The following is a 15937-nucleotide window of genomic DNA, read 5'->3' as shown; positions in this document are numbered from 1 at the left end:
TCGAAATTTGGTCTTAGGACCAAAACTTATAGTTTTCAGTCATCCCCGTTCGCAGATTAATAAAACGCTGATTACTCCCCCGGTTCTCAAGCCCGCCACGCTCCGCCATCCATGGACCGAGCTTTAGGTAATCCAATTGTTCCTTGAGTGACTCATCAATGCTCTCAAGCCCGGTGTATAGGCAGGTCTTTAATCCCTCGTTCTTAACCTGCTTGAGCAATTGGAGCAATTGTCGGGGATACCATTCGCCTCCGAGAAAGAGAACGCAGGTAATCAGTCCCCGATACCTCGCCAGCTGAGCAGCCAAATACCGCTCACTCAAAATCTCTCCCCGATGCGCTGGCCAGGTTTCTACGCTATGACAACCACGGCATCCAACCGTACATCCGGTAATCGTGTAAGCGAGCGTTGTTTCTCCTGGCACCTCTAACCAAACGACCTGCTCTTCTGAATATCTAATCCGCATAAAACACCACATCTTGTGTTTTTATTGATTCATTATCACTATATGTAGTGCTTACACTAAGTGATCGCGAGCTCAATCCCTTGATCTGGATCAAGCTTTTCATGCCTGTGATCATGGACCTTCGCTAGACCCCCCAGTCCTTCTGGATCCCATACCTCGTCAGAGGTAGATGCTGTTTCATGGGATATCGGAAATGAAAAAACCGACACGAAGTCGGTTTTTTTGAAAAGGGTTAAGTGTAATTAAAATGCGTAGCTAAGCATTAACCAAGTCTTGCGTGTATCCACAGCAAAGGTCTTCGCTCGGTAATCTGCATATTTAAATAACACATTCACGTTTTGAGGGAGTTGATAACTCAGCGTCAAATTCCACTCGTCGCCGTACGCTCGGCTCGCTCTATCGGATACAAACCGATGGTACCCGATTCCCCAATTTACTGCGTAGGCCTCAAAACGAAGGCGGGAAAAGGTATCACGCAATCCATCATGGGGAGTCACGAGAAACAAATCGGTGAATCCCTGGAAGGCATGAAGCGTCGCCAATGGTGTTTGAAAAGCGCTAAGACCATCTCCGGCAAGGCGCTCTTGCCCAAGCTCAAGATGAACCTTTCTTTTCAACTCGGCTTCAGCACTCACTCGGTGGTAATGGTGGGAGAAAGACAGAGGCTGATCGTGTGCGTCGGTTTGACGTGCGAATGTGACACTGAGCTTTATTGGGACCGAGAACGGATTCAAACTCCCGTGATAGTTCATTCCGAGGGTTTGGCTGTCGCGAATATTCCAGTCTGTAAAGTCGAAATCATAAACAAATGCGCCTACATGATGATTTTTTTGCAAGGGAAAAGTCACCAACCCCGCGTATAAAGCGCCTCGCTCATAAGCATTAGGCCCTTTCGGTCCGAAAATTCGATTTACCCGATGAATGCGTGCAACATCTACATAGAAATCTGACGAGGTGCTTCGGCTGAACCGAAGTCCATCAAAGGTTTGCTCATTCTGGCGCCAACCCACCCCACCCAGAAAACGCTGATTTAGATGGTTCATACGGAAACGACCTGCCGTTAGCTCTCCTATCTCAGTGCGATACGCAACGGCCGCTTGATTTATATCGGTACCACGAGGGTCCGCAACGACGGAATGACTCTCCATGCCATTGACCGTGTCGTTATAACCCATCCCGCCCAATGTCTCCACGTGATCTACTTCAATCCACAAACGCACATTAGAGAAAGCCGACTTTTCTGCGAGCACGCGCGTTCGAAGCGTCGAAGCAACTGCATTTTCTAATAGGTTATCTTGGTCTACGTGTTCAAGCCGATAGCGTAAGTCGACCTTGACCTGATTGGGCGAAAGATGAGCTTCCTCTGCGGCAAATGCATGCGGAACGCCCATAAATAAAACGACTGTGGCAAGGGGCCACGAAAGGGAACAACAGAAATTAAGACCGGCAGTTCGATACATCGACTATCACTCCTTGGTGGTTTCGTGTGACCATTTTAGAACACGCGGCATCAGCTTTTTGGTGTCCTTAGGAGTAGTTTGAAAGGACGATGAGGTACGTCTTTTACCATGGTATAGGTAGAAAAAACCCAGCAATAAGCTGGGTTATAGAGAGAGCCGAGATGAACTCAAACGTGCATCCTTTGCTACTGCATCAATGGTGAGTGGTCGAGCTCAAACTGATATCCCTCAATCGTCGCACCACCAATCAAGGTTTGAATATATTGAGCGATTGCTTTGTGTCGGACTTTTTCATTCAAGTAGTCACGGATTTTTTCTTTGACCTGCGCATACTCCAGAAGTTGTCCGGCAATCTTTCGTTCAACCCAAACAATATGAAAGCCATAGCGTGTTTCAACCGGCGAGTCGTAGAGACCCGGCTCAAGGGCAAAGACAATGCGCTCAAATTCCGGCACCGTTTGTCCCCGACTGATCTGCCCAAGACTTCCCCCGGTTGACTTAGAGGGACACGCAGAATACTGATTTGCAAGGCCGGTGAAATCACCGCCCGCTTGTAGTTGCTGAATGATTGCCTCGGCCAAGGTGAGCGCTTCCATACGGACTTTATCGTCCTCTGGAGTTGCTGCGCAGAGAATATGACGAACCTCAAGTAAAGGCGATGTCGTAAAGCGCTCGCGGTTTGCTCGGAAATATTGCTCACATTCAATCTCGGTAGCTGCTGGAATGTGAACTTCTTTTTCAATTAAGCGCTCAATGTAATCGTTTTCCGCTGCCTGTGCTTTTGCACTCGTAACCTTAAGGCCAAGTGCCTGTGCACGCTGCTTCAGTAGCTCACCGATAACTAATGCCTCAGCTGCTTTCTTCATGGCCACCTCTTGCGATGGGGCCGGATGGTATTGCATTTCTGCCAAGATCGCTTGTTCAGGAATTGCTGTTTCATTAACGTAAATCATAAACACCTCATTGACCGTGAATTGCAGATCCCCAGTCAGGATGGGCATACTGTGCATCCAGTATGCCCTTATCTTCAATAGCGACGACGTACAATCTGGTGACTGCGACCGAAGTATTTCACCGGAACACTCCAGATATGGACCAATCGACTAAATGGGAATAAGACAAACAATGTGATTCCCCAGAACACATGAGCCTTGTAGATCCAATGAATGTCCGCCATGAACTCAATTGCTTCCGCCGGACGGAAAGTCAGCAAATACCGAGACCAGCTCATAAGGTCCTGCATCACATACCCATCCATATGGCCTGTTGAAACAAAGATCGTCATGATACCGAGGATCAATTGCCAGTAAATTAAAAGCAAAATCAGGGTATCCATGACTGAGCTACTTGCTCGAACTCGAGGATTAAATAACCGCCGCCAAACCAGCATGGTTAACCCGATAAAGCAGATAGCGCCGAAGAATCCACCGACACCCATCGCAATTAACTGCTTCTGGGCAAGGGTGATTCCCAGAAAACTCCAAACTTCGTAAGGCATTACGAGTCCTGCAAAGTGTCCAAGGAAAATCATGATAATACCCACATGGAAGAGCACACTGGCCGTTCTAAAGTAGGTTTTATCAAGAATTTGACTGGATTGTGCTTTCCAAGTGAATTGTTCTCGATCATAACGAAGCGCGCTACCAACGAAAAAAATCACGGAAGCAATGTACGGGTAGATCCCGAAAAGTAACATATCGGTGAAATTCATGATTCATTTCCTCGCTGGACATCTCCCTGGCCTACATCTTTGAAGTCGGCCCATGAGATCGGTACTAGTTGGTCTTTTCGCTGTCCTTCCGACGGCTTATTGACAGCACTTGCGCATCCATCAGCGGTTGCATCCGGCCCAAAGGTCACCATCTCCTCCTCCCAGACTTTATCAAGTGCTTCCTTCGTATCGTCGCGCTGTTCGTTAATGATTTGCTCCCGCACGTCTTCAAGGTCAATACTCACCCCAGACATCGCCAGTAACGCCCTAAAAATACTGGCATAGTTACTGTCACGTTGTTCTAAACGTGCGGCGAGGAGCGCCAGGATATGTGCGACCTCTTGCAACCCTAATTCGGCGTTTTCATCTCCTTGCGTAGCAAGAAACTCCAAATAGAGCGGAATGTAATCCGGTAGTTCGCGCACGCCGATTTCGAGTCCTGCCTCTCGATATTGCTTCAGCAAGTTAACCATCGCTTGGCCCCGATCCCTAGATTCCCCGTGCACGTGCTCAAATAAGAGAAGTGAGAGCGCGCGGCCGCGCTCAAACAAGCTGTCGTATTCCGCTTGCCATTCCATTAAGTCACCGCTGCAGCGCTGCATTAGAAAGTCGCTAAGCGCATTTTTATCCTCACCCGGTAGCGCGCTTTCTGAAATGATTTTCTGCAAATCACGATTTGCTTCAATCACACCAGCAGTTGGATAATCGAGCAAAAACGATAAAGCATGTAAAATTTGCATCACATTAATCCTTCATCACCACGGGAATGACTTTACGCACCCCTTTCTTATCACCACCAAACAGATTTAGCCCGCTCTCACCATTGCCACATCCATTCCCGAAGCTAAATCCGCAATCGCCTTTCAGGTCATACGCATTTTCAGCATAGGCCCGCGCACTTGTTGGAATTACAAAACGATCTTCATAGTTTGCCAACGCCATGTAGCGATACATCTCTTCCACTTGATTGGGTGTGAGGCCGACTTGTTTCAGGACTTCGAAGTCCTCGACACCGTCAACATTTTGCGACCGTTTGTAAGCTCGCATTGCAATCATCCGCTCAAGAGCTCGAACAACCGGCGCTTCATCACCCGCGGTCAACATATTCGCTAAATAACGAAGTGGAATGCGCAGCGACTTAAGGTCTGGAATCTCCCCATTCATACCAACATGCCCTGCTTCAACTGCAGTTTGAATTGGTGACAGCGGCGGAACATACCAAACCATTGGCAGTGTTCTATATTCAGGATGCAATGGCAGCGCGACTTTCCATTCCATCGCCATCATGTACACCGGAGAACGCTGAGCTGCTTTCAACCAATTTTCCGGAATACCCTCTTTCTGCGCCGCTTTGATCACTTCGGGATCAAAGGGGTCGAGAAATAGATCGAGCTGTGCTTGATACAAATCTTTCTCGTTGGGAGTGTTTGCCGCCGCTTCAATCTTGTCTGCGTCATACAACAACACGCCGAGATAGCGAATTCGGCCCACACAGGTCTCAGAGCAGGTTGTGGGTTGACCCGCTTCAATCCGAGGGAAACAGAAAGTACATTTTTCCGATTTTCCGGTTTTCCAGTTGTAGTAAATTTTCTTGTATGGGCAGCCGGACACACACATACGCCAGCCGCGACACTTGTCCTGATCAATCAGAACAATACCGTCTTCTTCTCGTTTATAAATCGCACCTGAAGGACAAGCCGCAACACACGCAGGGTTTAAACAATGCTCACACAAACGAGGTAGATACATCATGAACGTTTTTTCAAACTGTCCATAAATGTCTTTTTGCACCACTTCATCAAAGTTCTTATCAACTTTTCGTTTGGCAAACTCCGTCCCAAGAATCTCTTCCCAGTTGGGACCCCATTCGATCTTTTCCATCCGTTGGCCGCTGATCAACGAGCGCGGACGTGCCACCGGTTGGTGCTTGCTATCGCCTGCGGTATGCAAGTGCTGATAATCAAAATCAAATGGCTCATAGTAATCGTCAATCGCAGGTAGATCGGGGTTGGCGAAGATATTCGCTAAAATCCGGAGCTTTCCACCCATTTTCAATTGCAATTTGCCCTTGCTATTGCGAACCCAACCGCCATTCCATTTCTCTTGGTTTTCCCACTCTTTGGGAAAACCGACTCCCGGTTTGGTCTCTACGTTGTTAAACCACGCGTATTCAACCCCTTCCCGTGAGGTCCAGACGTTTTTACAGGTAATTGAGCAGGTGTGACAACCAATACACTTGTCGAGGTTCAACACCATGCCTATCTGAGCTCTAACTTTCATAATCTTCATCCTAAAATTCGGTGATACCTGTGAACCCTTGGCCTATCAAGTGGACAAGTTTGCCCGGTCGCGATGACCGGGCGTTCACTTCACGGGGTGTCTAACCAATCCACATTGTTCATTTTGCGAACAATCACGAATTCATCACGGTTACAGCCCACAGTGCCGTAGTAATTAAAGCCATAGCTCTGCTGCGCATACCCACCAATCATGTGTGTGGGTTTCATAACGGCACGAGTCACCGAGTTATGAATACCACCCCGGGTTCCGGTCATCTCGGACCCCGGTGTATTAATGATTCGCTCTTGTGCGTGATACATCATGCTCATCCCTTCCGGAACCCGTTGGGATACCACCGCGCGCGCAGAGATCGAACCATTGACGTTGAAGATTTCAATCCAGTCGTTATCTTCAATTCCTGCCGCTTTTGCATCGATTTCACTGAGCCAGACGATTGGGCCGCCCCGAGACAGTGTCAGCATCAACAAGTTGTCGGAGTATGTGCTGTGAATGCCCCATTTTTGGTGAGGGGTAATCCAATTCAACACAATTTCTTTATTGCCGTTCGGTTGCTTATTCAAAATCGGCTGTACGGTTTTGAGATTGATGGGCGGTTTGTAGACACAGAGCGTTTCGCCAAAATCCCGCATCCATTCATGATCTTGATAAAACTGTTGACGCCCTGTAATGGTCCGCCATGGGATTAGCTCATGAACGTTCGTGTAGCCCGCGTTATACGAGACATGTTCGTCTTCCAAACCAGACCAAGTCGGTGAAGATATAATCTTGCGTGGTTGGGCCACGATGTCGTGGAAGCGGATTTTTTCTTCCTCTTTAGGCACCGCAAGGTGCGTATGATCTCTTCCCGTGAATTCACTCAATGCACCCCAGGCTTTAACGGCCACGTGACCATTGGTCTCGGGCGCCAGCGAAAGGATGACCTCACAGGCGTCCACCGCAGACTCGATTTTCGGACGCCCTTGATTCGCGCCTTCTTCCACATGGGTCCGATTCAGCTTTCCGAGGAACTCGACTTCTTCTTTGGTATCCCACGATATTCCCTTACCACCGTTTCCAAGCTTGTCCATAAGCGGGCCAAGCGAGGTGAATCGTTTGTATGTATTAGGATAATCTCGTTCGACCGGAACTAGATTTGGCATCGTTTGACCAGGGATAGGATCGCACTCCCCTTTAAACCAAGCTTTCACGCCATACGGTTGAGCCAATTCATTTGGTGTGTCGTGCTGCATCGGAACGGTAACAAGGTCTTGCTCAACGCCTAGATGCCCTTGACACACGCGCGAAAACTCTTTGGCAATCCCTTTAAAAATCTCCCAATCACTGCGAGCTTCCCAAACTGGATCTACCGCGGCGGTTAACGGGTGAATAAATGGATGCATGTCCGAAGTATTCATGTCGTCTTTTTCATACCAAGTCGCGGTTGGCAACACGATGTCGGAATACAAGCACGTGGTGGACATACGGAAGTCAAGGGTAACCCAAAGGTCCACTTTCCCTTCAGCGCCCTCATCTACCCATTCAACGTCTTCCGGCTTCTGACCGCCGAAGTCGCCGAGATCTTTGCCGAGAAGTCCATGCTTCGTACCTAAGAGGTGTTTAAGCATGTATTCGTGGCCTTTCCCGGATGAACCCAGTAAATTCGAACGCCAAATAAACATATTGCGCGGAAAGTTCTGTGGATTATCTGGTTGCTCACAGGCAAACTTTAGGCTTCCATTTTTTAGTTGGGAAACCACATAATCTTTGACATCCATTCCCGCTTTTTTTGCCGCTGCCGCGAGTCCGAGTGGGTTGGTTCCCAATTGGGGTGCACTTGGCAGCCAGCCCATCCGTTCAGCCCGAGTGTTGTAATCAATAATGCTTGATTTCCACTTATTCGGATTAGCCAAGGGAGAGACAACTTCCGTCATTTCCAACTTCTCGTACCGCCATTGACTTGAATGGTTGTAGAAGAATGATGTTCCATTCATATGACGGGGTGGGCGTTGCCAATCGAGTGCAAAAGCAAGAGGCGCCCAGCCAGTCTGCGGACGGAGTTTTTCTTGCCCAACATAGTGAGCCCAGCCCCCGCCACTCTGACCAATACAACCACACATCATCAGCATATTGATCAGGCCACGGTAATTCATATCCATGTGATACCAGTGATTTAATGCAGCACCGACAATCACCATCGAGCGACCTTTGGTTTTGTCCGCATTTCGGCCAAACTCACGGGCAACTCGAATCACATCTTTCGGATCCACACCAGTAATTTTCTCTTGCCAGGCCGGTGTATAGGGCACGTCGTCGTCGTAACTTTGTGCACGATTCGGATCATTCAATCCGTTGTCTACGCCATAGTTTGCCAACATCAAATCAAATACTGTGGCGACCAGTGCCGTCTCGCCGTTCGCTAATTGCACGCGTTTAGCTGGAATTTTTCGTAGCTGAACTTCATCGTGATCCGTGTGCTGAAAATACTCATATTCATGCGGTTTTCCACCAAAATACGGAAACGCAACGTCGACCACTTCATCAGCATGATCCTTGAGCGACAAATGGAGATCGATATTCCCTTTCTGATCCTTCTGCTCAAGATTCCATTTACCCTTCTGTCCCCACCGATAACCGATTGCACCATTCGGGCTGACCAAACGATCCCCATCACGATCGATAGCGATAGTTTTCCAATCTGGGTTATTCTCTTCACCGAGATTATTGACCAAGTCTGCGGCACGCAAAAAACGACCTTGAACTAGCTTGTCATCTTGGGATTCCAACATTACGAGCATCGGCATGTCAGTGTAGCGGCGCACGTAATCCGTAAAATACTCGCTTGGTTGATCAACATGGAACTCTTTCAAAATGACATGGCCAAATGCCATCGCTAGCGCAGCATCAGTCCCCTGACGCGGGGCAAGCCAGGTATCGCCAAATTTTGAAGCCTCTGAATAGTCAGAGGTAATGACGCAGGTTTTCGTGCCTTTATAGCGCACTTCGGTTAAGAAATGTGCGTCTGGTGTGCGTGTTTGTGGCACATTCGAGCCCCAAACAATGATGTAATTGGAATTGTACCAATCAGCCGATTCAGGCACATCGGTTTGCTCGCCCCAGATCTGCGGTGATGCAGGGGGAAGATCGCAATACCAGTCGTAAAAGCTGAGGCAGTTACCACCAATCAGTGACAGATATCGGGCTCCCGCAGCATACGAAACCATGGACATGGCGGGGATTGGCGAAAATCCAGTGACACGATCCGGTCCATATGTTTTCGTTGTGTAAACATTTGACGCAGCGATGAGCTCGTTCACTTCATCCCAGCTTGCACGTACGAAGCCGCCTAAGCCTCGCCGCTCTTTGTAGCTTTTTGCTTTGCTCGGATCCGACACGATCGAAGCCCACGCGTTCACTGGGTCACTATGTTTACTGCGCGCCTCACGCCAAAGCTTCATCAATTGTTTGCGAACTTTGGGGTATTTAAGACGATTCGCACTATAAATATACCAAGAGTAACTTGCTCCGCGTGGACATCCTCGCGGCTCGTGGTTCGGTAAATCAGGGCGTGTGCGAGGATAATCGGTCTGCTGGGTTTCCCAAGTGACAAGTCCATCTTTCACGTAAATTTTCCAACTGCACGAACCCGTACAGTTGACGCCATGGGTTGAGCGCACGACCTTGTCGTGTTGCCACCGTTGGCGGTATCCTTGTTCCCAGGCGCGATCTTCGTTAGTAAGAACCCCGTGCCCTTCGGCAAAGGATTCTTTCTTTAACTTAAAGAAGCGCAGTTTATCGAGTAAATGACTCATTATTCAGACTCCAGTCGGGCTACTGCATTCATAGTTCAGGAAGTACACTAGGTGATTAGTGCCCGATAATGCTTGATCTGAATCAAGGCTGAAAGTGCCCGAATCCTGCAGAATACAAGGGCTTTACCCACAATGGAGTATTTGAGTTAAGCCCTTAAATGCCTGCGAAATAAGGCCTTTCAGAGTAATTTGAATAGTCATTACCTAGCCAAGAAATGGCTCAAAACAAAAAAGAGGTATTCCCCGTGAATAACCGCCCAGTCTCGCTCATCGCACGCATTAGTTTTGGGCTGCTACTCGTTGTAGCGCTCGCGGTGGTAACACTGATCGCATCGTATTGGCTTTCCGAGCGCGTAAACGAAGATCCGGAAGCGATTAACGTGGCAGGCTCGCTCCGAATGCAGACTTATCAAATTGGATTTCTAGTCTTACGCGAAGAACCAAGCTCAGGAGAACTAGAGCAAGCATTTAATCGAATCGAGCAGTCATGGCAACACCCTATTTTCCGCCGCTATACCTACAGCGATGCACGCAGTCGAAGCCTCTATCAAGATGCCTATAGCCGTTGGCAGACCTTGCGCTTTGATATAGACCAACAACGATTAGATGGTCATGCCCTAGAGCAAGCCATTGCGGCACAGGTGAATGCGATAGATACATTAGTAACTTCGATTCAACAAAGTGCTGAGTCGAAGATTGAACAACTTCGAGTGTGGTTAATTATTTCATTGATCGCGACACTCCTTGTCACTGTTCTTGTCATGCATTCATTAAAAACGCGGTTCGAAAAACCGTTAATTCAACTTGGACAAGCAGCAAAGCGCATTTCTCAAGGCGATTTCACTGCACGAGTTCACGTCCCTTTTGACGACGAACTCGGTGCCCTCGCAAAAACGATGAATAAAATGAGCGATACCATCGGGTTTATGTATGGCCGGCTCGAACAGCGGGTACAGGAGCAGACCGAGAGTCTTCAGCATAGTCACACCACCCTGATGTTCTTGTACGACATTGCCCAAAAAACAAACGAAAAAGCGGTTAATTTCGATAACTTTGAGCAGATTATTCAACGCTTGCGACTGCTCCTTGACGTGCCAGACATCGAACTCTGTTTGCTCACAGAAGGAGGTTCAGCGCCATATTTACAGTTCCAAGGCGATAACGTTCAGGGGAAATGTGTCAGCTTGAATTGTGATGACTGCGTCTATCGCGGCGAGACCTGTGCCGAAGAAAATGGCAAACGCATCTATCGTTTTCCACTCCGTCGTGACGCGCAACATTTCGGTGTGCTCGTTTGTCGTCTTGAACTCGATGAGAAGCTAGCGGATTGGCAACAGCAGCTCCTGCAATCTGTGTCAGATCAACTCGCACTCGCGTTAAGTGTGCGCAATGAGGAAGACCAAGTAAGACGCCTAACGCTCGTCAAAGAGCGCACGGTCATTGCCCGAGAATTGCACGATTCCTTGGCCCAAGCACTATCCTATCTGAAAATTCAGGTTACACGGCTTAATAAAGCGATAGAACATAATAATAAAGCCGTGATTGAGGACGTATCAAAAGAGCTCAAACAGGGCTTGGATTCAGCGTATCGACAACTTCGAGAGTTATTGACCACCTTCCGGTTAAAAGTGGACGGTGGTGGATTTCTTGAGGCGCTGCATAACACCGCGAAACAATTACAAAACCAAGGCTCATTGCGGGTTCATGTAGAATCACGTATCGAAAATGCTCCGCTCGCGCCGCATGAGGAGATTCATCTTTTACAAATCATTCGTGAAGGTTGTCAAAACGCCATTCACCACAGCGAAGGGAGCGATGTATGGATTCGTATAGAGCAACTCTCAGAGCATCGGATTTTGCTGTCCATAGAAGACAATGGCGTGGGCATTCCCGACACACCTGAAAAACTGAATCATTATGGGCTTGCCATTATTCGCGAGCGTGGTCGTCATTTAGGTGGCGAGGTCAATATTAAAAAGCGTCCGGAGGGTGGAACCGGAGTCTATTTCGAGTTTACACCCATGTATTTGAAATCTCCTGTTCCGATAACCGAGGTTTACTAGCCTGAGAAAAAAGCGCCCAGCTGATGCTGGGCGATTTCACGTCACTGCGTCCTATTATGGATTTTTAATTTTTGCATTCTTTCGCAAGTAGAACCACCAATTCAATCCCAAACACAATGCATAAAAGACTGCGAATCCATACATTGCGTATTCCGGCGTTCCACCTCGGATTTGATCACCAATGACCATCGGAGCAATAAATGCACCGAAACCGGCAACCGCAGAAGTCCAACCGAGTACCGGTCCCTTTTGCTCCTGGTTAAACACAACCCCTATCGTGCGAAAGGTAGAGCCATTCCCGATTCCAGTTGCAGCAAATATTAAAATAAAGAGTACGATAAACGTCAGGAAATACTGCTCAGGGGTTTCGGACTGATAAGCAAGCATCATCACATAACCCACTGCTGCCGAGGCAAAAACCATGACTATCGCAATCCATTGTGTCACGATCGAGCCACCCCACTTATCTGATATCCAACCACCGACCGGGCGAATGAGCGCACCAACGAATGGACCAATCCATGCCCAAGTCAGCGCACTGGGCGCATTGGGATTAGATACCCGCTCAATCACACCATTAACCTCCACTGCAGAACTCCCAAAGATCACGGTGATCGAGAGGGGCAACGCCATGGAAAAGCCAATAAAGCTGCCGAAGGTGAGGATATACAGAATCGTCATTGACCAGGTATGCTGATTCTTGAAAATCGCAAACTGACGCTTCGAGTTTTCCCCAATCCGACCAGGCATAATACGCATCAAGAATAGAGTTCCACCCGTGATCAACAACACCGCGAGCCACGGATTAAGAATTCCCAACCCTGTTGGTGCAGGCAAGTACAAATAAAGCCCCACAGCGGCCGTGAACAGACCGATTCCGTACAATCCCAGGATTTGCAAGAATGCAGTGAATGTGGAATTAATTTGAGGTGTGATGGTCCGCAGATTGTTCATACCAAACCATGCGGCAATTACCATCGGAATCAGAATCACCACCCAAATAAATCCGGCATTTTGAATGTAGGTTTCTGATCCAGCTTCAATTCGGCCAATTAAGGTGCCACTATCACGAATCAGTGTCATACTTTCACCCGCTCCGAGCCAAGCAAAAAGCGCGACTGTCATTACTGCGGGAATCAATATTTGCATGGTTGTCACACCGAAGTTACCCAACCCAGCGTTCATACCAAGGGCGAGGCCCTGTTGGCTCTTTGGGTAGAAGGTACTGATGTTACTCATAGAGGCGGCGAAGTTACCTCCACCGATCCCAGAAACAAGTGCAAGGAGTTGGAACACCCATAACGGAGTATCAGGATTCTGTAACGCGAAGCCCGCACCGAAGGCTGGAATCAATAGAAGTGCAGTGGTCAAAAACACCGTGTTTCGTCCGCCGGCAATGCGAATCATAAAGGAAGCTGGAATACGCAAGGTCGCACCAGATAGCCCAGCAATTGCGGTTAACGTAAAGAGTTCACTGGCTTCAAAGGGAAAACCCAAATTTAACATCTGGACCGTAATAATTCCCCACATCATCCAAAGGGCAAATCCGCACAAAAGGTTCGGAATCGAAATCCACAAATTCCGTGTCGCAATCCGCTTCCCGGTATTCTCCCAAAACTGGGGGTTTTCGACATCCCATCGGTCGATATCAGCATTCAATCGCTTTGTGTTGCGTTTGGAAACGCCACCGACATTATTTTGACTCATGTTGATTCTCCAGCGTATGGGTCGACGGAATATTTCGTTCTACGCGACCCGATAATGGAACAGGACCGGAGCATTACACTTGGTTCGCAAACATCGGTAAAGCGGATACAAATGACGCCCTTGTCCTTTACTTACTCGCAAATTGGTATTCTAAGTATTTTCAAGTCACTGTTTTATATTGCTTTTTAGAATAAAGACCCACTAGCCAAGCCACTCACACAGGGTCATAGGACAGGAGAGGTATCCCAAAAGATCACAAACGAAAGCCTTTGCACGGTGTCTTACAATAGCCCTGGCGCCTGACCGTAAACTGAGGCATAAGAAGTACTCCTAAGTAGGTATATCGGGCGTGAATTTATTTGATAGCGTATATTTTTCAATAAGTTAAAAATCAACAAAACAATCGTTTAAATATTTCGGTGTACCTCGGTTGAGGGCACTTCACCTGCTAATATGATTTAGGTCAATGTTTTCAGAGAGCGTATGCGCGCTAATAGTGGTACATAAGCCCTATCAATGTGGCGCTTCGCCAACCAACCGATAAACACATCAAGGAGAGCCCAATGTCTGAACAATTCACCGTCTTCCTCGTAGACGATCACCCACTGCTACTCAAAGGTTTGAAGCAGTTAATCGAGTTTGAAGATGAAATTAAGGTCGTTGGTGAATCAAACAGTGGCGCGCAGGCGGTACCTCAGGTTGTTGAGCTTGACCCGGATTTAGTCGTACTTGATCTCAATATGCAAGGAATGGACGGCCTGGAGACCCTGCGCGCTATGCGCGATGCGGGCGTCACCTCGCGTATTGTTATGCTCACTGTCTCCGATGCGGATGAGGATGTCGTTGAAGCCATCAGTGCTGGCGCTGATGGCTATTTGCTAAAAGATATGGATCCCGAGCAATTGATCGCCCAACTGAAACGCGCCTTGAACGGCAAAATGGTCATGAGCGAGGCGGTCACAGAGATCTTAGCATCTGCTCTCAGAAAGCCGAGTTCCCGTCACACGGCCGATTTAAATAACCTGACCAATCGCGAGTATGAAATCCTGAGCTTAATTGCCAAAGGTTTGAGTAACAAACTTATTGCAAGAGAGTTAGACATCTCCGACGGGACCGTAAAAGTTCACGTCAAGCACCTTTTGAAAAAACTTGGCTTACGCTCTCGCGTTGAGGCCGCTGTGTGGATGGTGAACCAACAAGGAAACTCATAATGCTCAGCATTTCCGAAGCACTGCAACACATGCTCGGTCAGCTCTCGTTGCGCATGACAGACGAACAAATACCGCTAAGTGCGGCCGTCGACCGAATCTTAGCCGCGGACGTGATCTCCGAACTCGATATCCCTGCCTACAACAATTCAGCAATGGATGGCTATGGATTGGTGGTTAACGAGGTCGAAACCAAAACTAGATTGCATACATTTGAAGTCATAGGAGAGGCGCTTGCTGGACATCCGTTTCAAGGAAAAATCAAACGTGGCCAAGCAATACGCATTATGACGGGTGCTGCCGTACCGGAAGAAGTGAATGCTGTGGTGCCAATCGAAGACACTTCATTGGATTCGCACACACGGGAGATGACCGTCTTAAATAGTTTCAAAATAGGGCAACATATTCGACGCAGAGGTGAAGAACTATCGCAAGGTGCCCGTGTGTTTGCGAGAGGGCATCAAATCCGTCCAGTGGATGTTGGGCTCCTTGCATCGCTCGGCATCGCAACGCTAAATGTCTACAAGCCACTGACCGTCGCCTTATTTTCTACCGGAGATGAATTGGTTCAGCCTGGTCAGCCTCGTCGCTCCGATCAGATTTTTGACAGCAACCGCTTCGTGCTTCACGCTATGCTTGAGCGAGCGGGATTTAACGTTTTGAATCTTGGACTTATCCCCGACAATGAAATGGAAATTGCCGATGCCTTTGTTGCCGCAGCGAGTCGAGCGGATGCAATTGTCTGTTCGGGAGGTGTTTCCGTCGGCGATGCAGACTATACGAAGCAAGTGATCGAAAAAATGGGGAATGTCGGGTTTTGGAAGGTTGCGATGAAACCCGGGAAACCCTTTGCCTTTGGGCAAGTGAATGGCAGCTGGTTTTTTGGTCTTCCGGGGAATCCTGTTTCGGCAACTGTAACATTGCAGCAACTGGCACTTCCTGCGTTATATAAATTAGCAGGTAAATTATCAACACCCCCACTTCTCATTCATGCGGTGGCAGGTGAGCCTCTGAAAAAACGCCCTGGCCGGGCGGATTTCCAACGCGGTGTTCTGAAGACTAAAGATGGTATAAATCAGGTATTCAGCGCAGGTCCACAAGGTTCTGGAATGCTCTCTTCCATTTGCCATGCAAATTGTTTAATCCGTCTATCGAACGAACAAGGTAGCGTTCAACCCGGTGAGAAGGTAACCGTCGAGATTTTGCAAGCCCCTTATTTTTAGAACAAGAGAG

The 15937-nt window shown here is 48.2% G+C and carries 11 protein-coding genes; 3 read left to right on the top strand and 8 right to left on the bottom strand.

Translation table 11 applies throughout. The features are described from left to right. Positions 1–13: 13 nt before the first annotated feature. The 7 genes from nrdG to CWE11_RS00745 all read right to left on the bottom strand — a co-directional run bounded on the left by nrdG (position 14) and on the right by CWE11_RS00745 (position 9726). The gene (gene nrdG / locus CWE11_RS00775) at positions 14–466 is read right to left on the bottom strand and encodes an anaerobic ribonucleoside-triphosphate reductase activating protein (protein ID WP_126775697.1); all 453 of its coding nucleotides are present in this window, start codon (positions 464–466) and stop codon (positions 14–16) included. 242 nt (positions 467–708) lie between these two features. Beyond that, on the bottom strand, positions 709–1926 hold the full coding sequence (locus CWE11_RS00770; protein WP_126775696.1) for an alginate export family protein: 1218 nt from the start codon (positions 1924–1926) through the stop codon (positions 709–711). Between the two features lie 185 nt (positions 1927–2111). Next, positions 2112–2927 (bottom strand): peptidylprolyl isomerase, encoded by an 816-nt coding sequence (locus tag CWE11_RS00765; protein WP_241971683.1) that lies wholly within the window; start codon positions 2925–2927, stop codon positions 2112–2114. Positions 2928–2953: 26 nt separating this feature from the next. Then, positions 2954–3637 (bottom strand): respiratory nitrate reductase subunit gamma, encoded by a 684-nt coding sequence (gene narI / locus CWE11_RS00760; protein WP_126775695.1) that lies wholly within the window; start codon positions 3635–3637, stop codon positions 2954–2956. Next, a complete protein-coding gene (narJ, locus tag CWE11_RS00755; RefSeq protein WP_126775694.1) occupies positions 3634–4377 on the bottom strand; it encodes a nitrate reductase molybdenum cofactor assembly chaperone in 744 nt (247 codons plus the stop codon). Before narJ ends, narI begins: the two co-directional genes overlap by 4 nt. A 4-nt stretch (positions 4378–4381) precedes the next feature. After that, on the bottom strand, positions 4382–5917 hold the full coding sequence (gene narH, locus CWE11_RS00750; protein WP_126775693.1) for a nitrate reductase subunit beta: 1536 nt from the start codon (positions 5915–5917) through the stop codon (positions 4382–4384). Between the two features lie 89 nt (positions 5918–6006). Then, a complete protein-coding gene (locus CWE11_RS00745; protein WP_126775692.1) occupies positions 6007–9726 on the bottom strand; it encodes a nitrate reductase subunit alpha in 3720 nt (1239 codons plus the stop codon). A 245-nt stretch (positions 9727–9971) separates the two neighbouring features. On the opposite strand from CWE11_RS00745, the gene CWE11_RS00740 reads away from it, so the two are divergent. Further along, a complete protein-coding gene (locus CWE11_RS00740) occupies positions 9972–11789 on the top strand; it encodes an ATP-binding protein (RefSeq protein WP_241971682.1) in 1818 nt (605 codons plus the stop codon). A gap of 54 nt (positions 11790–11843) precedes the next feature. Here the strand turns inward: CWE11_RS00740 and CWE11_RS00735 are convergent, their stop codons facing one another. Then, entirely contained in the window at positions 11844–13496 is a 1653-nt protein-coding gene (locus tag CWE11_RS00735; protein ID WP_198675553.1) for an MFS transporter, read from the bottom strand. Positions 13497–14059: 563 nt separating this feature from the next. Here CWE11_RS00735 and narL point away from each other — a divergent pair. Together narL and moeA are read left to right on the top strand one after the other, a co-directional pair. Then, the gene (gene narL, locus CWE11_RS00730) at positions 14060–14707 is read left to right on the top strand and encodes a two-component system response regulator NarL (RefSeq protein WP_126775690.1); all 648 of its coding nucleotides are present in this window, start codon (positions 14060–14062) and stop codon (positions 14705–14707) included. After that, complete coding sequence (gene moeA, locus CWE11_RS00725) at positions 14707–15927, top strand: molybdopterin molybdotransferase MoeA (protein WP_126775689.1); 1221 nt, start codon at positions 14707–14709, stop codon at positions 15925–15927. Before narL ends, moeA begins: the two co-directional genes overlap by 1 nt. The last annotated feature ends 10 nt before the right edge of the window (positions 15928–15937 follow it).

The sequence above is a fragment of the Aliidiomarina sanyensis genome, from assembly GCF_003987175.1.
In the GTDB taxonomy this organism is placed as follows: domain Bacteria; phylum Pseudomonadota; class Gammaproteobacteria; order Enterobacterales; family Alteromonadaceae; genus Aliidiomarina; species Aliidiomarina sanyensis.
This window is presented reverse-complemented; position numbering and strand designations above follow the sequence as displayed.

Coding starts and splice junctions, on each gene's coding strand:
- narJ (WP_126775694.1), bottom strand. CDS start 4,377: ATGCAAATTTTACATGCTTTATCGTTTTTGCTCGATTATCCAACTGCT.
- narI (WP_126775695.1), bottom strand. CDS start 3,637: ATGAATTTCACCGATATGTTACTTTTCGGGATCTACCCGTACATTGCT.
- CWE11_RS00770 (WP_126775696.1), bottom strand. CDS start 1,926: ATGTATCGAACTGCCGGTCTTAATTTCTGTTGTTCCCTTTCGTGGCCC.
- CWE11_RS00745 (WP_126775692.1), bottom strand. CDS start 9,726: ATGAGTCATTTACTCGATAAACTGCGCTTCTTTAAGTTAAAGAAAGAA.
- CWE11_RS00735 (WP_198675553.1), bottom strand. CDS start 13,496: ATGAGTCAAAATAATGTCGGTGGCGTTTCCAAACGCAACACAAAGCGA.
- moeA (WP_126775689.1), top strand. CDS start 14,707: ATGCTCAGCATTTCCGAAGCACTGCAACACATGCTCGGTCAGCTCTCG.
- CWE11_RS00765 (WP_241971683.1), bottom strand. CDS start 2,927: ATGCCCATCCTGACTGGGGATCTGCAATTCACGGTCAATGAGGTGTTT.
- nrdG (WP_126775697.1), bottom strand. CDS start 466: ATGCGGATTAGATATTCAGAAGAGCAGGTCGTTTGGTTAGAGGTGCCA.
- narL (WP_126775690.1), top strand. CDS start 14,060: ATGTCTGAACAATTCACCGTCTTCCTCGTAGACGATCACCCACTGCTA.
- narH (WP_126775693.1), bottom strand. CDS start 5,917: ATGAAAGTTAGAGCTCAGATAGGCATGGTGTTGAACCTCGACAAGTGT.